The sequence below is a fragment of the Pedobacter sp. MR2016-24 genome (assembly GCF_026239655.1).
Classification (GTDB): Bacteria; Bacteroidota; Bacteroidia; order Sphingobacteriales; family Sphingobacteriaceae; genus Pedobacter.
Genome location: NZ_JAPIVO010000006.1, coordinates 191,389 through 206,650 on the forward strand (window position 1 = coordinate 191,389; position 15,262 = coordinate 206,650).

At 35.9% G+C, this 15,262-nt stretch carries 14 protein-coding genes; 10 read left to right on the forward strand and 4 right to left on the reverse strand.

Annotated features, from left to right (window positions below):
* Nucleotides 1-12: 12 nt before the first annotated feature.
* Nucleotides 13-750, reverse strand: a complete 738-nt coding sequence (locus tag OQX62_RS17190) for a polysaccharide biosynthesis/export family protein (RefSeq protein ID WP_265832853.1) — start codon at nt 748-750, stop codon at nt 13-15.
* A 424-nt stretch (nt 751-1,174) separates the two neighbouring features.
* Between OQX62_RS17190 and OQX62_RS17195 the strand changes: the two genes are divergently transcribed.
* Together OQX62_RS17195 and OQX62_RS17200 are read left to right on the forward strand one after the other, a co-directional pair.
* A complete protein-coding gene (locus tag OQX62_RS17195) occupies nt 1,175-1,741 on the forward strand; it encodes a UpxY family transcription antiterminator (protein WP_265832854.1) in 567 nt (188 codons plus the stop codon).
* 30 nt (nt 1,742-1,771) lie between these two features.
* Nucleotides 1,772-2,137: a helix-turn-helix domain-containing protein gene (locus tag OQX62_RS17200; protein WP_265832855.1), complete on the forward strand. Its 366-nt coding sequence runs from the start codon at nt 1,772-1,774 to the stop codon at nt 2,135-2,137.
* A gap of 290 nt (nt 2,138-2,427) precedes the next feature.
* On the opposite strand, the gene OQX62_RS17205 is transcribed toward OQX62_RS17200, so the two are convergent.
* The 3 genes from OQX62_RS17205 to OQX62_RS17215 form a co-directional block, all read right to left on the reverse strand.
* A complete protein-coding gene (locus OQX62_RS17205; protein ID WP_265832856.1) occupies nt 2,428-2,748 on the reverse strand; it encodes a hypothetical protein in 321 nt (106 codons plus the stop codon).
* On the reverse strand, nt 2,732-3,106 hold the full coding sequence (locus tag OQX62_RS17210) for a phage holin family protein (protein ID WP_265832857.1): 375 nt from the start codon (nt 3,104-3,106) through the stop codon (nt 2,732-2,734). The genes OQX62_RS17205 and OQX62_RS17210 overlap by 17 nt, the downstream gene beginning before the upstream one ends.
* Nucleotides 3,107-3,300: 194 nt before the next feature.
* Nucleotides 3,301-4,581 carry a DUF6266 family protein gene (locus OQX62_RS17215; protein WP_265832858.1) on the reverse strand — a complete coding sequence of 427 codons (1,281 nt, stop codon included), beginning with the start codon at nt 4,579-4,581 and terminating at the stop codon, nt 3,301-3,303.
* 383 nt (nt 4,582-4,964) lie between these two features.
* Here OQX62_RS17215 and rfbD point away from each other — a divergent pair, with 383 nt between their 5' ends.
* The 8 genes from rfbD to OQX62_RS17255 all read left to right on the forward strand — a co-directional run bounded on the left by rfbD (nt 4,965) and on the right by OQX62_RS17255 (nt 15,183).
* Nucleotides 4,965-5,822: a dTDP-4-dehydrorhamnose reductase gene (rfbD, locus tag OQX62_RS17220; RefSeq protein WP_265832859.1), complete on the forward strand. Its 858-nt coding sequence runs from the start codon at nt 4,965-4,967 to the stop codon at nt 5,820-5,822.
* An 85-nt stretch (nt 5,823-5,907) separates the two neighbouring features.
* Nucleotides 5,908-7,044 (forward strand): GDP-mannose 4,6-dehydratase, encoded by a 1,137-nt coding sequence (gmd, locus tag OQX62_RS17225; protein ID WP_265832860.1) that lies wholly within the window; start codon nt 5,908-5,910, stop codon nt 7,042-7,044.
* A gap of 24 nt (nt 7,045-7,068) precedes the next feature.
* The gene (locus tag OQX62_RS17230; protein ID WP_265832861.1) at nt 7,069-9,588 is read left to right on the forward strand and encodes an SLBB domain-containing protein; all 2,520 of its coding nucleotides are present in this window, start codon (nt 7,069-7,071) and stop codon (nt 9,586-9,588) included.
* Between the two features lie 33 nt (nt 9,589-9,621).
* A complete protein-coding gene (locus tag OQX62_RS17235; protein WP_265832862.1) occupies nt 9,622-10,722 on the forward strand; it encodes a lipopolysaccharide biosynthesis protein in 1,101 nt (366 codons plus the stop codon).
* A gap of 33 nt (nt 10,723-10,755) precedes the next feature.
* Nucleotides 10,756-12,159 carry an O-unit flippase-like protein gene (gene wzx, locus OQX62_RS17240; RefSeq protein WP_265832863.1) on the forward strand — a complete coding sequence of 468 codons (1,404 nt, stop codon included), beginning with the start codon at nt 10,756-10,758 and terminating at the stop codon, nt 12,157-12,159.
* A complete protein-coding gene (locus OQX62_RS17245) occupies nt 12,156-13,004 on the forward strand; it encodes a glycosyltransferase (protein ID WP_265832864.1) in 849 nt (282 codons plus the stop codon). The genes wzx and OQX62_RS17245 overlap by 4 nt, the downstream gene beginning before the upstream one ends.
* Nucleotides 13,005-13,031: 27 nt before the next feature.
* Nucleotides 13,032-14,279 (forward strand): hypothetical protein, encoded by a 1,248-nt coding sequence (locus OQX62_RS17250; protein WP_265832865.1) that lies wholly within the window; start codon nt 13,032-13,034, stop codon nt 14,277-14,279.
* Between the two features lie 4 nt (nt 14,280-14,283).
* Nucleotides 14,284-15,183, forward strand: a complete 900-nt coding sequence (locus OQX62_RS17255; protein WP_265832866.1) for a hypothetical protein — start codon at nt 14,284-14,286, stop codon at nt 15,181-15,183.
* The last annotated feature ends 79 nt before the right edge of the window (nt 15,184-15,262 follow it).

Here is a 15,262-nt window from a genome sequence, read left to right on the forward strand (position 1 = left end):
GCAGATTTTGAATTATAAGGTGTTTGTCAGTACAATGGCGACGATCGAAAGTGCAGACAAGATCAGACTCAGACTGCGGTAGCTATTGTCTACCGTTGCGTATTTAGTCTTATCAGGCTGTACATAGATCACATCATTGTTCTTTAGATAATAATAGGGAGATTCGAATATTCGCCCTGAAGTAAGGTCCAGCGGAATAAATTCACGTTTCCCGTCAATTTCCCTGATGAGCAGGATATTGTTTCGACGCGCTGTAATATTAAGGTCGCCCGCCATACTCAGCGCTTCAGTTACCGTTACTCTTTCACTGGGAATCTTGAAGACATCAGGTTTTAAAACATCTCCCAGGATGGAAATCTTAAAGTTGAGCATTCTGATGTTTACAGCGGGTTCTCGTAAGTATTCTGTCAGTCTTTTTCTGATTTGTTCAGCAGCTACGGAAGTGGTCAATCCTTCCACCTTTACATTCCCTATCAGCGGGAGCTGGATCTGTCCGTCCTGATCAACCAGGTAACCCAGATCCCTGGCGCTCGAGTCGCTGTAAGCTTTAGGATTCAGGCTGCTTACGTTTACACTTAAGATGTCAGATTTCTGAATAGTCAGTGCTGTGAAATTTTCAATCTGCTTCCTGGTTTCGGCAGATCTGTTTACATTCTGAAAGTAAGGGATTTTCTGATATTTGTTACTGCAGGCGCCGAAAATGAGCATACATGCACATAAAGCGAGAAACGTTGAGGGTTTTATCATCATCTGATTTTGGGATTTAAATGAGCTTCGCCACTCCACTTACAGTAGATCTTTATTTCAGAAGCAGAGCGTTACAATTGTTTTTTGTGAATTCTAAGTGGAATCCGTTTCCATCAATTGTTTCATAAAATTAGTTGCTGAAGAAGAGAAAATGAAGCATTTATTCCATATGATGATGCATTCGTGAAGAAGTGTGAATTTTTGAGAAAAAAGAATTAGTAGTTATAAGTACTTGTTTATTAGCTTGTTGTTTGTTGTGCTGAAGATTGGATACAGCAGCAGTTTACTGTCTTTTTTTCTTTACAGGGTAAAAGACCGTCACAACATTTGCACACATTCTACACTTTGCTATACATTGAGTAAGCCTGCGATTTATTCAGTTCTTTTTAATACTATTTTCGTTTAAGCACAAAAAATCGATAAAATTATGAAAGCCGCACATGTAATCAGCAAAGATACCTGCAGCAGAAGCTGGATGGTGGTATACACAAAGTCAAAATGTGAGAAACGGGCGCACGAGCTATTGAATCTCCAGGGAATCCAGAGTTTTTGTCCTTTAGTGAAAAGGACACAGAAATGGGCGGACCGGTTTAAGCTGGTAGAATTTCCCTTATTTAACTCTTATTTGTTCGTTTGTGTGAACCCTTCAGAGCAGTTGAAAGTATTGCAGACTGCAGGTGTAGTGAATTTCATCTATTACTGTGGTAAGCCGGCAATTGTCCCGGCAACTGATATAGAAAAGATCAAAGTTTATATGGAACAATACTCAGACCTGGAAATTGTAAGTATAAATACGCTGCGGCCGGGCGACTATGTTCGGGTAAACGATGGCATTCTATTTGACTTACCAGCAGAAGTAATTGAGATACAAGGGAAATCCGTATTAGTAATGATGAAGCAATTGGATTGCGCATTGGTTGCTAAAGTAAAAATCAGTTCCGATCATATTATTCTAACCAAAAGTATTTCTAAATACCATCACATACTAAATTAACTATTTCATGACCTAATTTTATTATTCATTATGGAGCTGCATAACGGACAAATAGTAGAGCGTATCATACGTCGAAATGGGCATAGCATCAGCGAGCTCGCCCGTCTTACAAAAGTAAACAGGAGGTCTGTTTACAATTGGTTTAATCAGCGGCATCTTAAGCCGGAGATCATATTTCGCATAGGATGCGTTCTCAATTATGATTTTTCTTCAGAGTTCCCCAATCTGTTTTCAAAAGATGAATTTATCAGGCAGCATTCTCCCGATCCTATGGATATGCTGCCAAAGATGAAGACCGCGCATGGAAATGTGACTGACTGGAAGGATAAATATATAGATCTGCTTGAAAAGTATAATCAGCTTTTGTTGGTATGTATGGAAAATAAAGCAAGCTGAACTCAAATTTTTATATACTAAAAAGATTTAGTGGAATATTGTCCACATTTTGTGTATTTAATTACCTCATTACTAGTTTGTTGTAACGATTTTTGTTACTGCGGTTTAACGCAAAAAATCCTGATTTTTACGTCTTTATTAATTTTTACAGTGTTAAATACCTGATTTATATTATACAGCCGGAGTTATAAGTTTAATGCTCATATTATCAGGCATATATTGAGCCAAATAAAAAACCGCATATATTTCTATTTGCGGTTTTCCTTTATACCTGATATAAAATCCTGCAGTTATTTGATTCTTTTACCAATTTGTCGTGAGACCATCCCCACCACGATTTTGGTAAACCAACCAGATTTTCTGAATAATGTTTTGTTTAGCACTACTGGTAATGCAACTCCTAAAATAGTTGAAGTTATATTTTTGGAAGCAGATTGGTTACCTAAAGACGGTTTTACTGCTTTCGCCATTATATCTGGTAATGAAAATGATTTGATCAGCGTAGTGGCGGTTTCTTTCATCCAGATCTCCTGCGAACCGGACTCCAGATTCAACACCTGTTTATATTGGCGCAGCTCATCTAAGCTTTTGATATTATAATTCCTTTTCATCTTCAATCTCCTGTAATTTTTTAAAAATCCGCCTGATAGAAAAATTAGCGATTACTCTTTCCACATTATCTTTGAATACCAGTACTAAAATGGCAATCAGCAAAAATAAAACGGTAACGATGCCAAATCCTGCGGGGTAACTGTTGAGTTCGGCAGCCAGAAAACATGCCAGTGTCACCATGCCCAGTATAAAAGCAAGTGTAAAACAAATAATTACTGTTGTACCTGTGATGACGTCCGCCAAAATTGATGCTGATTTTTCGAGGATCAGGATCCTGAAATATTCAACCCGGTTTTTTGCATAAAGCTGAATTACTTCAAACAATTCTTTAAAACCATTTTCTTTCTTATTCTCCATTGCGCTAATCTAATATCTATTAGTTTTAACTACCCGGGGGAATAAAAGTTTTCAGTTTTTTGATTTGGCAACTAATAATTTAGCACTGTAAGTTGTAAGGAGGAGCTGGATCCCCTCCTAAAGATTCGATTTGTACTAAATTTTACCTCAACCTTTGTTTACACTGGGATTTTTATTTCGGTGTAAACATAAAATTATTTTTTTTGTATGGTCAGGCTGCCCAGGTAATCTGTATTGGATGCCTGTGATTCATCCGGGGTGTAAAAGAAGATCCATGCATGAATAATATCTCCCGGTTTTATTCCCCGTAAATACAATTCAGTGGAAAGCTCTTTCCGTGTAACCATATAAGATTCAGCGGAAGCATGCTTCCTGGATTGATTGTACACCATGATGCAGGCGATGTCATCCCCAATCAGTTTCATGTTTGCCGTTTCCGGCACGGCCCATTTTACCTGCAGCTTATTGTCTTCATCCAGCATCATTTTGGTGGACCATGCGCTTTCCCTTTTTCCCCTGCTGAATTTTAGCTTAGGGAAGTCAATATGATATAACGGGGCTTCCCCTTTCATCGCATGGAGCAGATTATAGCTCATGGCCTTGTTCATCTGCGTCAATGTGCCACCCTCCGGGTAACCGATATTGATCTGGTTCTTGAATACCCTGAGCATCGGTGAAAGTTTCTTCACTTTATGCACCTGTTCAGGCTTCTTGTCGTCATATTCCGGCGGAACATGTACATATTGATAGGCCGGATCATAATAAATTTCGCCCGTTTCCTTATTGATGGCCTCACTGGCAAATTTAAAACCTTCTTCGAGTTCGCCCACGCCCTCATTAAGGAGTAATTGCCCTAAATATACACTTGGAGAGGCATCCAGGCGGTTATCCGCCACGAAGGCCATATAGACTTCCACAGCAGTTTCCAGTTCAAATTCAGGTAAATTGATGCTTTCCGTTTCTGCGGACCTGCGGGCACCACTGGCCAGTGTCACTGCTTTTTTCACCGAAGGGAAGTAGGCCAGGATCATCACCTGATCTCTTTCATTCGTTCCTAAGGCTTCCATGTCTGCCTTCCAGGTTACCTCAAGGCGGTTTCCTGTCAATAGCGCCTGACCATTTTTCGGTGCAGGGATGTTTCCATCGGCCACGATCAGCTTGCTGAAATCGGTTTCTATGTTGGGATATTCCCCTTTAACGGCTTTTTGTTTATTGAGTTTGATAAAGTGGTTGCGCGGATCCTGCTTACCGATGCCGGAAACAGCCCTCAGGCCAAAGTTCAGGAACTCTTCCAGGATACCGGACAAGGAAGAAACGAGTCCCATTCTGGTTTCATTCGCAAATTGTTTGGGCGTTCTGGGGCCATGGTATTTACCAATGGTGCGGCTGACATTGATATCGCCGAGCATATAACCTACTGTAGGGCCTAATCTGCCGATAAAGGGACCAAGGACGCCATAAGGATGTTTTGCCATGATGCTGTTTGGTTAGTTACAGGATTCTGGGTTGGTTATGAGCAAGATAGGAAGAGATACTGAAAGAAACAAGAGAGTGAGTAGAGGAAAGCAGTAAACAACAAAATTGTTACAATGTGTTGATATATAGCTGATTAAACATTGAAAAAGGTTTAACGCCTACAACCGCCTATCAACCCCCTATCAAACCTCTTATAGTCGCCCTAAAAATATTGTCTGTCTATTGTTTTTTAATACTTTTGCTATAGGTCCTTATAGTACTTAACCCTATTTCAACCCGGTACCTGCTACGAGGCGTCTCATTCCATACCAACAGAATACGTCGGTTTACAGCTATCCACAGATAAATTCAATATCTTTACCGCCAAACTTTCTAACCTATAATGAAACAAAATGTAATCGTCACTGGAGGTTCTGGTCAATTGGGACAGTGCCTGAATGATTTAGTATCGAAACAGGATCAAAATTTTAACTATATATTTTTGGGCAGAGCTGATCTTGATTTTACCAATCAGGAACAAACTAAAGCAGTATTTCAAGAATATCTGCCACTATATTGTATCAGTTGTGCAGCATATACGGCAGTAGATAATGCAGAGGAAGCGCAGGATCAGGCCTTCGAAATCAATACTTTTGCAGTTAAAAGATTGGCGGCTATCTGTGTGGAATATAAAACTACACTTATCCATATTTCTACTGATTTCGTTTTCAATGGTGATTCGAGCATTCCCTTAACAGAAGAGCTGGTCACTAATCCCGTAAACGTGTATGGTTTATCAAAATTAAAAGGAGAGCAGGAGATTCAGAAAGTGACGGAACAGTATTTCATTATCAGAACCAGCTGGTTGTATTCAGAGAAAGCAAACAACTTTGTAAAAACGATGCTGAAGCTCGCACAAACCAGGGATCAGCTGACTGTGATTTACGATCAGGTAGGTACGCCAACCTATGCGATGGATCTGGCGAACGTCATTCTGAAAATAATTAGTAATAACCTGACTGCTTACGGTTTGTACCATTACAGCAATGAAGGTATAGCATCCTGGTATGATTTTGCCAAAGCAGTCTTTGAGTTTGCTGAAGTAGATATAAACGTTTTACCAGTAGCATCTTCTGCATTTATTACCAAAGCGAGACGTCCGCATTATTCTGTATTGGACAAGACGAAAATTAAAAAGGCATTGGAAATTGAAATACCTTACTGGAGAGACAGTTTAAATACCTGCGTGCAAAACCTTTAATTTCAGGGTTTCCGTATTGTCAAATTTCTGAGTAATCAAATAATTTACCCTATATTTGTAATTGTAATCTAATAAAATTAACCTAATGAAAGTTGCCTTAATAACAGGTGTAACAGGACAAGACGGGGCATATCTGGCAGAATTTCTTTTGAAAAAGGGTTATTTTGTTCATGGTCTCAAAAGAAGATCCTCTTTATTTAATACAGAACGTATTGATCATCTTTACCAGGACCAACATGAAAATGGAGTTAATTTTAAATTGCATTTCGGCGATCTTACCGATTCTACTAATCTGATCCGCATTATACAGGAAACTCAGCCAGATGAGATTTATAATCTTGCTGCAATGAGTCATGTACATGTGAGCTTTGAAATGCCTGAATATACAGCCAATGCCGATGGTATTGGAACACTAAGGTTATTAGAAGCTATTCGGATTTTGGGTTTAGAGAAAAAAACCAGAATCTATCAGGCATCTACTTCAGAATTGTATGGTTTAGTACAGGCTGTACCTCAAAGTGAGTCGACCCCCTTTTATCCCAGATCACCTTATGCCGTTGCAAAGATTTATGGTTACTGGATAACAGTTAATTACAGAGAAGCATACGGTATGTTCGCATCAAATGGAATTTTGTTTAACCATGAAAGTCCATTAAGAGGAGAAACCTTTGTAACCCGTAAAATCACCAGAGCAGCTTGTAAAATTGCTTTGGGTTTACAGAACTGTTTATACCTGGGTAATCTGTCTGCACAAAGGGATTGGGGACACGCTAAAGACTATGTTGAAGCTATGTGGTTAATCCTGCAGCAAGAAAAAGCAGAAGACTTCGTGATTGCGACAGGGGTGACTACCACTGTTCGTGATTTTGTAAGAATGAGCTTTTTTGAATTAGGTATAGAAATTGAATTCTCTGGCAAAGATGAGCATGAAAAAGGCGTTATAATTGATGTTGATCAGGAGAAGATTGATGAATTTGGATTAAATGATTTGAACCTTAAACTTGGCACAACAGTTGTTAGGGTTGATCCAAAATACTTCAGGCCTACGGAAGTCGATTTATTACTGGGTGATCCAACTAAATCAAAGACTCAGCTGGGATGGGAACCGAAGTACGATCTGCCTCTGCTAGTGAAAGATATGATTCAATCCGACCTTCAATTAATGAAAAAACAGGAACACCTTAAAAGTGGTGGTTTCAGAACACTTAATTCTTTCGAATAATACTATTTAATACAATACCCCAATATGAATTTCAAAAAGGTCATTACCGGTTTATTATTTTTGATTATAGTTGCTTCTTCAGATGTTATTCTTGCTCAAACTAATTATTCGGATGTGAAGGTAGATGAGCTGTCTGATACGCAGGTTCGTCAGTTGATGCAGCGCGCGGAATCAGTTGGCTATAACGATGCTCAATTAGAACAAATGGCGGCTGCACAGGGGATGCAGCAAGGTGAAATTACTAAGTTGAGAGCCCGGGTTGCCCAGTTAAGAAAACAAGGGGGAACTGAGGAACCAAAAACAATTGAACAAGCCGGTGATAATCAAGAAGGCAGTGGTAGAGCTTATGATGGTAGTCCGTTAAAAAGTCCAAATCTTGCCGATAGAAGCGATGCACAGTTAAAAGACGCCTTTGGAAACCTCATCCCTAAAATATTTGGTTCAGAATTGTTCAAAAATGACAATATCACTTTCGAGCCAAATTTGAGAATGGCTACCCCAAAAAGTTATATTATAGGTCCGGATGATCAGTTGCTCATTGATTTGACTGGTGATAATGAAGCTAATTATAAACTTCAGGTAAGTCCTGATGGAACTATTCGTTTGCAATATGTTGGAATCATTTCAGTTGGTGGCTTATCTATTGAACAGGCAACTTCGAAAATTCGCTCAGCAATGGGAGGAACTTATCCAAGTTTGAAAAGTGGGCGTACCAACGTTGCTGTTAATCTTGGCAATATCAGGAGTATTAAAATTACTTTGCTGGGAGAAGTCGTAAAACCAGGATCTTATACTTTATCATCATTGTCTACAGTATTCAATGCTTTGAGTGCTTCAGGTGGACCAAATGATAATGGATCGTTTAGGAAAATCCAGGTGATCAGAAATAATAAAATAGTTGCCACAATTGACGTATACAATTTTCTTCTGAAAGGTATTCAAACAGGGAATGTTCGTTTGCAGGATCAGGATGTAATTAATATTCCCGTTTATCAGACAAGAGTAGAGATGTCTGGTGAGGTGAAAAGGCCTGCATTGTTCGAAGTCCTCAATACTGAATCTTTAGAAGATGTTATCAACTTTGCAGGAGGATATTCTAATAAAGCTTACACGGCAAAAATCAAGGTGTTGCAGAATACGAACAAAGAGAGAAGGATTACTGATGTCAATGCTGATGACTTTAGTAAATATAGCCCATTAAATGGAGATAAATATGTTGTAGAAGCTATCCTTGATCGCTTTGCAAATAGAGTGGAGATCAATGGCGCTGTATTCAGACCAGGACAATTTGAGTTGGAAACAGGGATGACATTGAAAGCTTTAATTGAGAAAGCTGAAGGATTGAAAGAGGATGCCTTTTTAAATAGAGGTTATATTTCCAGACTGAATTCAGATAATAGTCTCTCTTTGACCTCTTTTGACGTGGCCAAGATCATGAAAGGGACTGAACAGGATATTCCGTTAAGAAGGGAAGACAAAGTGACCATATCATCCATTTTTGATTTGCGTGATGAGTATAAAGTGGACATTAAAGGTGAAGTGAGATTGCCTGGTACTTTTGAATATGCGGAAGGAATGACTTTACAATCATTGATCCAAATGGCTGGTGGTTTTAAAGAAGGCGCTACACCAAATAGGATAGAAATTGCAAGAAGAATAAAAGATAGTGATGCCAATTCAAAGACTGCTAAGACCGCTGATATTTTAAATGTTAATATTTCTAGAGATCTAACTTTGCAAGACTCTGCTTTTGTATTACAACCTTTTGATATTGTTTCAATACGAAGTGCTGAAGGATATCAGGTTCAGCAGCAGGTTAAAGTGGAGGGAGAAGTTCTCTATCCGGGTATATATACGGTAACTAGGAAAGATGAACGTATCTCAGATATTATTATTCGTGCTGGCGGTTTGACATCATTATCTTTTGCCGAAGGTGCATCATTGAAAAGGCCAGGTGCTAAAGTAGAAGCTAATAAGTCAGGGACGGATAAAAATAAGAATGCAATAGATCAGTCTGAAGAAGATAAACAAAAGCTTGCTAATTTGAAGAGAATTCAGTTAGGAGTTGGGCTGAAAGATACAGCACAGTTAATACAAGAGGTAGAAAGTTTAGAAAGTGATTTAGTTGGTATAGATATGGTTAGAATATTAAAAAAACCTGGATCAAAATCTGACTTGTTTTTAGAAGATGGGGATGTTATAAGAGTTCCTAAGCAATTACAAACTGTGAAAGTTACAGGGGAAGTCCTAAAACCGATAAACGTTGTATATAGCAGTAACAAGACAATGAAACAATATATTAATGGAGCTGGTGGGTTTACTTATAATGCAAATAGAAAAGGTGCTTATATACAATATGCGAATGGTTCTGTTGATGCGGGAAGCAGGTTTCTATTCTTTAATAATTACCCCAAGGTCAAGCCAGGGGCAGAAATATTTGTTCCTCAAAGGGCACCGAAGGAGAAACTTGGATTACAAGCTATAGTTGGGCTAGGCTCGGCCATTGCTTCGATGGCAGCCATTATAGTGACCCTCCTTAGATAGCGTGAAATTTTTTGATAGTATTCCTGTTGATATATGGAAATAGATATAATGAAAAAAAATACTGAGACATCATCCGATTTTTCTATAGGAGAGGTTCTACATGGATTAAACGGCTACTTTAAATATCTGAAAGCAAATATAATATATATATTATTCTTCGCTGTAGTAGGCGCAATTTTAGGTTTTGTATATGCCAATAATAAAAGACCTATCTATACGGCAGTAACAACTTTTGTTTTAGAAGATAGTGATAGAGGAGTAGGCCAGTATGCAGGGATAGCTTCAATGGTTGGCATTGATTTAGGATCCAGTGGGGGGGGGATATTTCAAGGAGATAACATCTTAGAACTATATAAATCAAAAAAAATGATTCAAAAGGCACTTTTAACTAAGGTGCAGGTTACCGGTAGTAAAGAACTGTTAATAGATAGATATATTAATTTAAACAATCTTCGCGAAAAATGGTCTGCGACTGATTTGGCGCAAATCTCATTTGAAGATAGATCTATGTCAAAACCAATTAATGCAAAATTGTTGCGTATTCAAGATAGTCTTATTAATGTTTTTGTAAATGACATCAATACGAATTATTTATCTGTAGGCAAACCAGATAAAAAGTTAAATTTAATTAAAGCGGAAGTGAAGTCTTCTGATGAGATTTTTTCAAAAAATTTCAATGATCAGATAGTTAAAAATGTGAATGATTTTTATATAATGACCAAGGTGAAAAAGTCGACTCAAAATATTGAAATTTTGCAACAAAAAACGGATTCGGTGAGAAATGTAATGAATGGATCTATTTCTCTGTCTGCACGAATTACTGATGCTACACCAAATCTTAATGCTTCTAAGCTATCTTTAAGAGCTATCCCATTCCAAAGGTCACAATTTAGTGGGGAGACAAATAGAGCTATCTTAACTGAGTTAGTTAAAAATCTCGAATTATCTAAAATCTCTTTAAGGAGAGAAACACCGCTTATTCAAGTTGTTGACGAACCAGTTTTTCCATTAGAGATTATAAAGTTTGGAAAAATAAAATTTTCACTTCTTGGTTTCATTATCTCAGCGTCAATTATATGCTTGTACTTATTCATTAAAAGATTGGTGTTGATATCTTTAGCTGATGATTTATAATGTATAACAAAACTTCAGTGCAATAATCAAGTTATGCAGATAAAAAAAATTGACGTCATATGGAATTATTTTGCAACATTTCTCAAGATCGCGGCTTCAGCTATTTTATTACCAATAATACTACGTGTCTTGCCTTCTCAAGACGTTGGAATCTGGGCTATATTTTCAACAATATCAGCATTAATTTTTTTGATTGATTTTGGTTTTAATTCTTCTTTTTCTAGAAATGTAACTTACGTACTTAGTGGAGTTCAGTCTTTACAGAAAGAGGGCTTCCCAAGTGACCATAAAGGTTTGGCTATAAATTATAATCTTCTTAAAGGCTTATTAAAAGCCATGAGATGGTTCTATTCTCGAGTATCTTTTATCTTACTACTTTTGTTGTTAACTGTAGGTACTTATTATATAAACATTATCCTTAAAAACTACGAGGGTGATAAATCTCAAATCTTTATAGCCTGGATACTTTTTTGCCTTATCAATACATATAATCTCTATACCTTGTATTATGATGCGCTTTTAGAAGGGATGGGATTAATTAAAGCGTCAAAGCAAATTACAATACTTGGTAATTTAATCTACCTTCTTGTTGGATCATTGTTGGTTTGGAAGGGATTTGGGTTAATTGCATTGGTCTTAGCTCAATTGTTATCAGTAATTGTTATCAGAGTTTTAGCCTATAGGATGTTTTTTACAAAACAAATGATTGAAAAATTAGCTAATATAGTCGAATACCCTAGAAAAGCCGTCATTAACGCTATTTCCCCAAATGCCTTCAAATATGGTATAACTTCTTTAGGCGGCTTTATGATTCAAAAATCGTCAGTTTTTATTGGATCAATGTTTATTGCATTAAGTGCAATAGCTTCCTTTGGTATAACAAAACAATTATTTGATATTATAATAGCAGTAGCTAATATAACGTTGGTTACATATTTACCTCAAATTACTAATTTAAGAATTGAGGGGGATAATAAAAGAATAAAGGAAATATTTCTGAAAGGAATTTTAATTTCAAATATTGTATATTTAATTGCTGGTTTGAGTCTTATTCTATTAGGTCCTATTATTCTGAGTTTTATAGGAAGTAACACGGAACTCGTATCATTAAAGGTAATGATGGCGATGTTTATTTCTTCATTTATAGGTCTGAACGCTGGCATATCTGGAGCAGTAATTTCAACAAGAAACGAAATCCCATTTATGAAGCCATCAATTTATTCTGGAATTGCTACAGTAATTTTATTAATAGCTATTTTTAAATTTACGAACTTGGGGTTATTTGGAATGGCATTAGCACCCGGAGTCATTGATTTGTGTTATCAAGGATGGAAGTGGCCATTAATGGTTTTTAGAGACCTAAAGATAACTTTAGAAGATGTTAAAATAATTTGCGGACACGTTTTTTCTAAAAATACTAAGAAAATAAGAAAATGAAGTTGATAGCTATTGTAGTGTTGTACAAACCTGATATAAGAGCAGTAATAAAGAATATTTTATCTTACATTGATCAAATCGACCACCTTCTATTGTACCGAAACTCTGAAGTTGGTGAAAAAGATTTTACACTTTTACATTCCTATTTTGATAAAATTGATTTCATTGGGTCGGGTAAAAATGTAGGCATTGCGAAAGCACTTAATGAGGGGGCAAAATGGGCTGAAGATCAGGAGTTTTCCCATTTATTGACACTAGATCAAGACAGCTATTTTGAAGGAAATAATTTAAAAAACTTTCGTCATTTGATATCAAATGATAATGTTAAAAATGTCGGCATATATTCAGCAAATCCAGATAATAGGGGACAACTTACTTTCAAGACAAATAGTGCATACATCAGAATACCCGATGCAATTACATCTGGATCTATTTTTCCTATTAAAATTTTTGGTGAATGTGGGTATTTCGATGAAAACTTGTTTATAGATGCAGTAGATTATGATTACTGTTACCGAATCAAAAAGCTGAAAAATTATGATACTATCGTATTTCCTTCTATTATTTTAAAGCATGAGGTTGGTTACCCAACCAAAATAAATTTTGGTCTGATTACAGATAATTATTCCTCCTTCAGAACGTACTATATCATTCGTAATCATATAATAATTTGGAGACGTTATCCCGATCTATTTCAACAACAGTATAAGAAGACTCTAATAAAGATTCATATAGTATATCGTATCGCAAAAATAATCATTGGTGAAGAAGATAAACTTAACAAATTAAAATCAATAGTTACTGGCTTAAAAGACGGTTTGTTTATAAAAGCCTTTAAAAATTAGATTTAATATAATTCTACATACATTACTATGACAAATAAAGTTATTTTTACTATATGTGCAAAAAATTATTTAGCACAAGCACTAGCTTTGAAAGAATCATTATTAACATATAATCCCCAGATTCCATTCGTAATATTCATCTCAGACACTTCAACAGGAATAGAGGATTTAGACGTAATTTTCCCAGATGAATCTTGGATTCCATCTTGGAATAATATGGCTTTTAAGTATAATGTTATTGAGTACTCTACGAGCATTAAACCTTTTTGTATTAACTTACTTTTTGAAAAATACGACAAAGTAATTTATGTTGATCCAGATACCTATGCGACTAATAGCTTTGAGAGTATTTTCTCCCTGCTAGATTTGAAGGATATAGTTATTACTCCTCATTACAACGAAATACAAAATAATTATAATGGAGCTGTTCCTGAAGAGGAGCTACTTTTTGTCGGTATTTATAATCTAGGCTTCTTAGGTATCAAAAAATCTGATGTTGGAATCAAGGTCGTGGATTGGTGGATGAATAGGTTGGAAAACAAATGCTATGCAGACAAATACGACGCTCTACATGTTGATCAAAAGTGGTTTGATTTCATTCCTGCATTTTTTCCTAATAATATTTGCATTTGTCATCATTTAGGAATCAATGTAGCAATTTGGAATTTACATGAACGGAGCCTCTCTCTTAGAGATGGTAATTATTATGTTGAGAGTAAAAGTTCTAATGAAAGTTTTGAACTGATTTTCTTCCATTTTTCTGGGTTTAATCCCAAAAGACCAGATGTCATAAATAGACGTCATCCCAGCTATAATGTTGATTCTTTTCCAACTTTTCGTCGTCTTTTCAAAGAGTACACCGAGTTGGTTTTAGCCATGAATTATGAAAGATTTAGCCACTTACCATATGGCTACAATATTTACAGCAACTCGGAAAAAATAACCCCATTGCAAAGACGTCTTTATAGACAGTTGGAGAGTAAGATAGCTTGTCAAAATCCCTTTGATGTAGACAATCCGTTTTACAAGATTATGAAGGAGAATGGCCTATTGACAGGCGTAATTATAAAGGATGATAATTATTCCAATCCAAACATTATAAAGAGCAGATCTAGTGAGATTAAAATGGGTGTCAAGTTTTTGAAAATTTTGAAGTTTATGGTTGGAGTTAAATATTACAATTTTATTCTATCTTTTTTTGCTGAATATCATCGTCTTGAAAGTCAGGAATTTTTAATTAGCGAGACATCAATACGAAAGTATTTAAATAAATAAAGCTTTGGAAAAAATTAATAAGTCTGTTGTTATTTGTGCGTTAGCACGCGATTGTGAAGATGCATTACATAAAAACATTCCAGCTGTTGAAGAATTAAGAGGGCGATTTGTTAGATCATCAGTTGTAATAGTAGAGAATGATAGTGTTGATTCAACTAAAGCCATTTTGAATAATTGGTCTTTAACTCATTCTAATGTAGAAATTATATCTAAGGACTATTCTACATTGACTCTGCCAGCACCAACTACTGACAATCCATATCCAGGAACTAGTATGGACCGTATCGAAAAAATGGCATTTTATAGAAATATCTATTTAGACTGGATATTTTCTCATAATAAAAATTTTGACCTCGTAATTGTAATTGATATTGATATAAAGTCATTTAATGTTACAGAAGTTGTAACCTCAATTTTGCGAGCACCGGAAAAATGGGGGGGGATCTTTGCAAATGGCTATACAGACACAAGAATCTTTAGTAAAGTTATATATAAAATGTATCATGATATGTTTGCTTTTTGCGAAGAATTCCCTACTAATAAACCATACTTTACCTTTGGTGAATTCTTTAAACAGAAGAAAAACATGAATAGTAAATTATCTAAAAATAAATTTTTGCCTGTATTATCGGCATTTGGAGGAATAGGAATTTACAAATTTGAGGCGATAGATGGATTAAGATACAAAACTGTAGAGAATGGGGATCAATATCTACAGGCCGTTTGTGAGCATGTATTATTTAATTTAGACATCATAAAGAGAGATTATCAATGTTTTATAAGTCGAGACATGAATGTATATTATGGCGAGAGCGAAAAATTGATTGTATTGAGGAATCTCATTCCGTTATGGTTATTTAAAATGTTATGTTTACTAGTTAAATTTAGAAAACTTAAAGAATGAAATTATGATTTTTTTGTTGAATAATAAATTATGTTAAATTGTTTTTATATATAGTTATATTTCTGTTATTCGCTTGTCT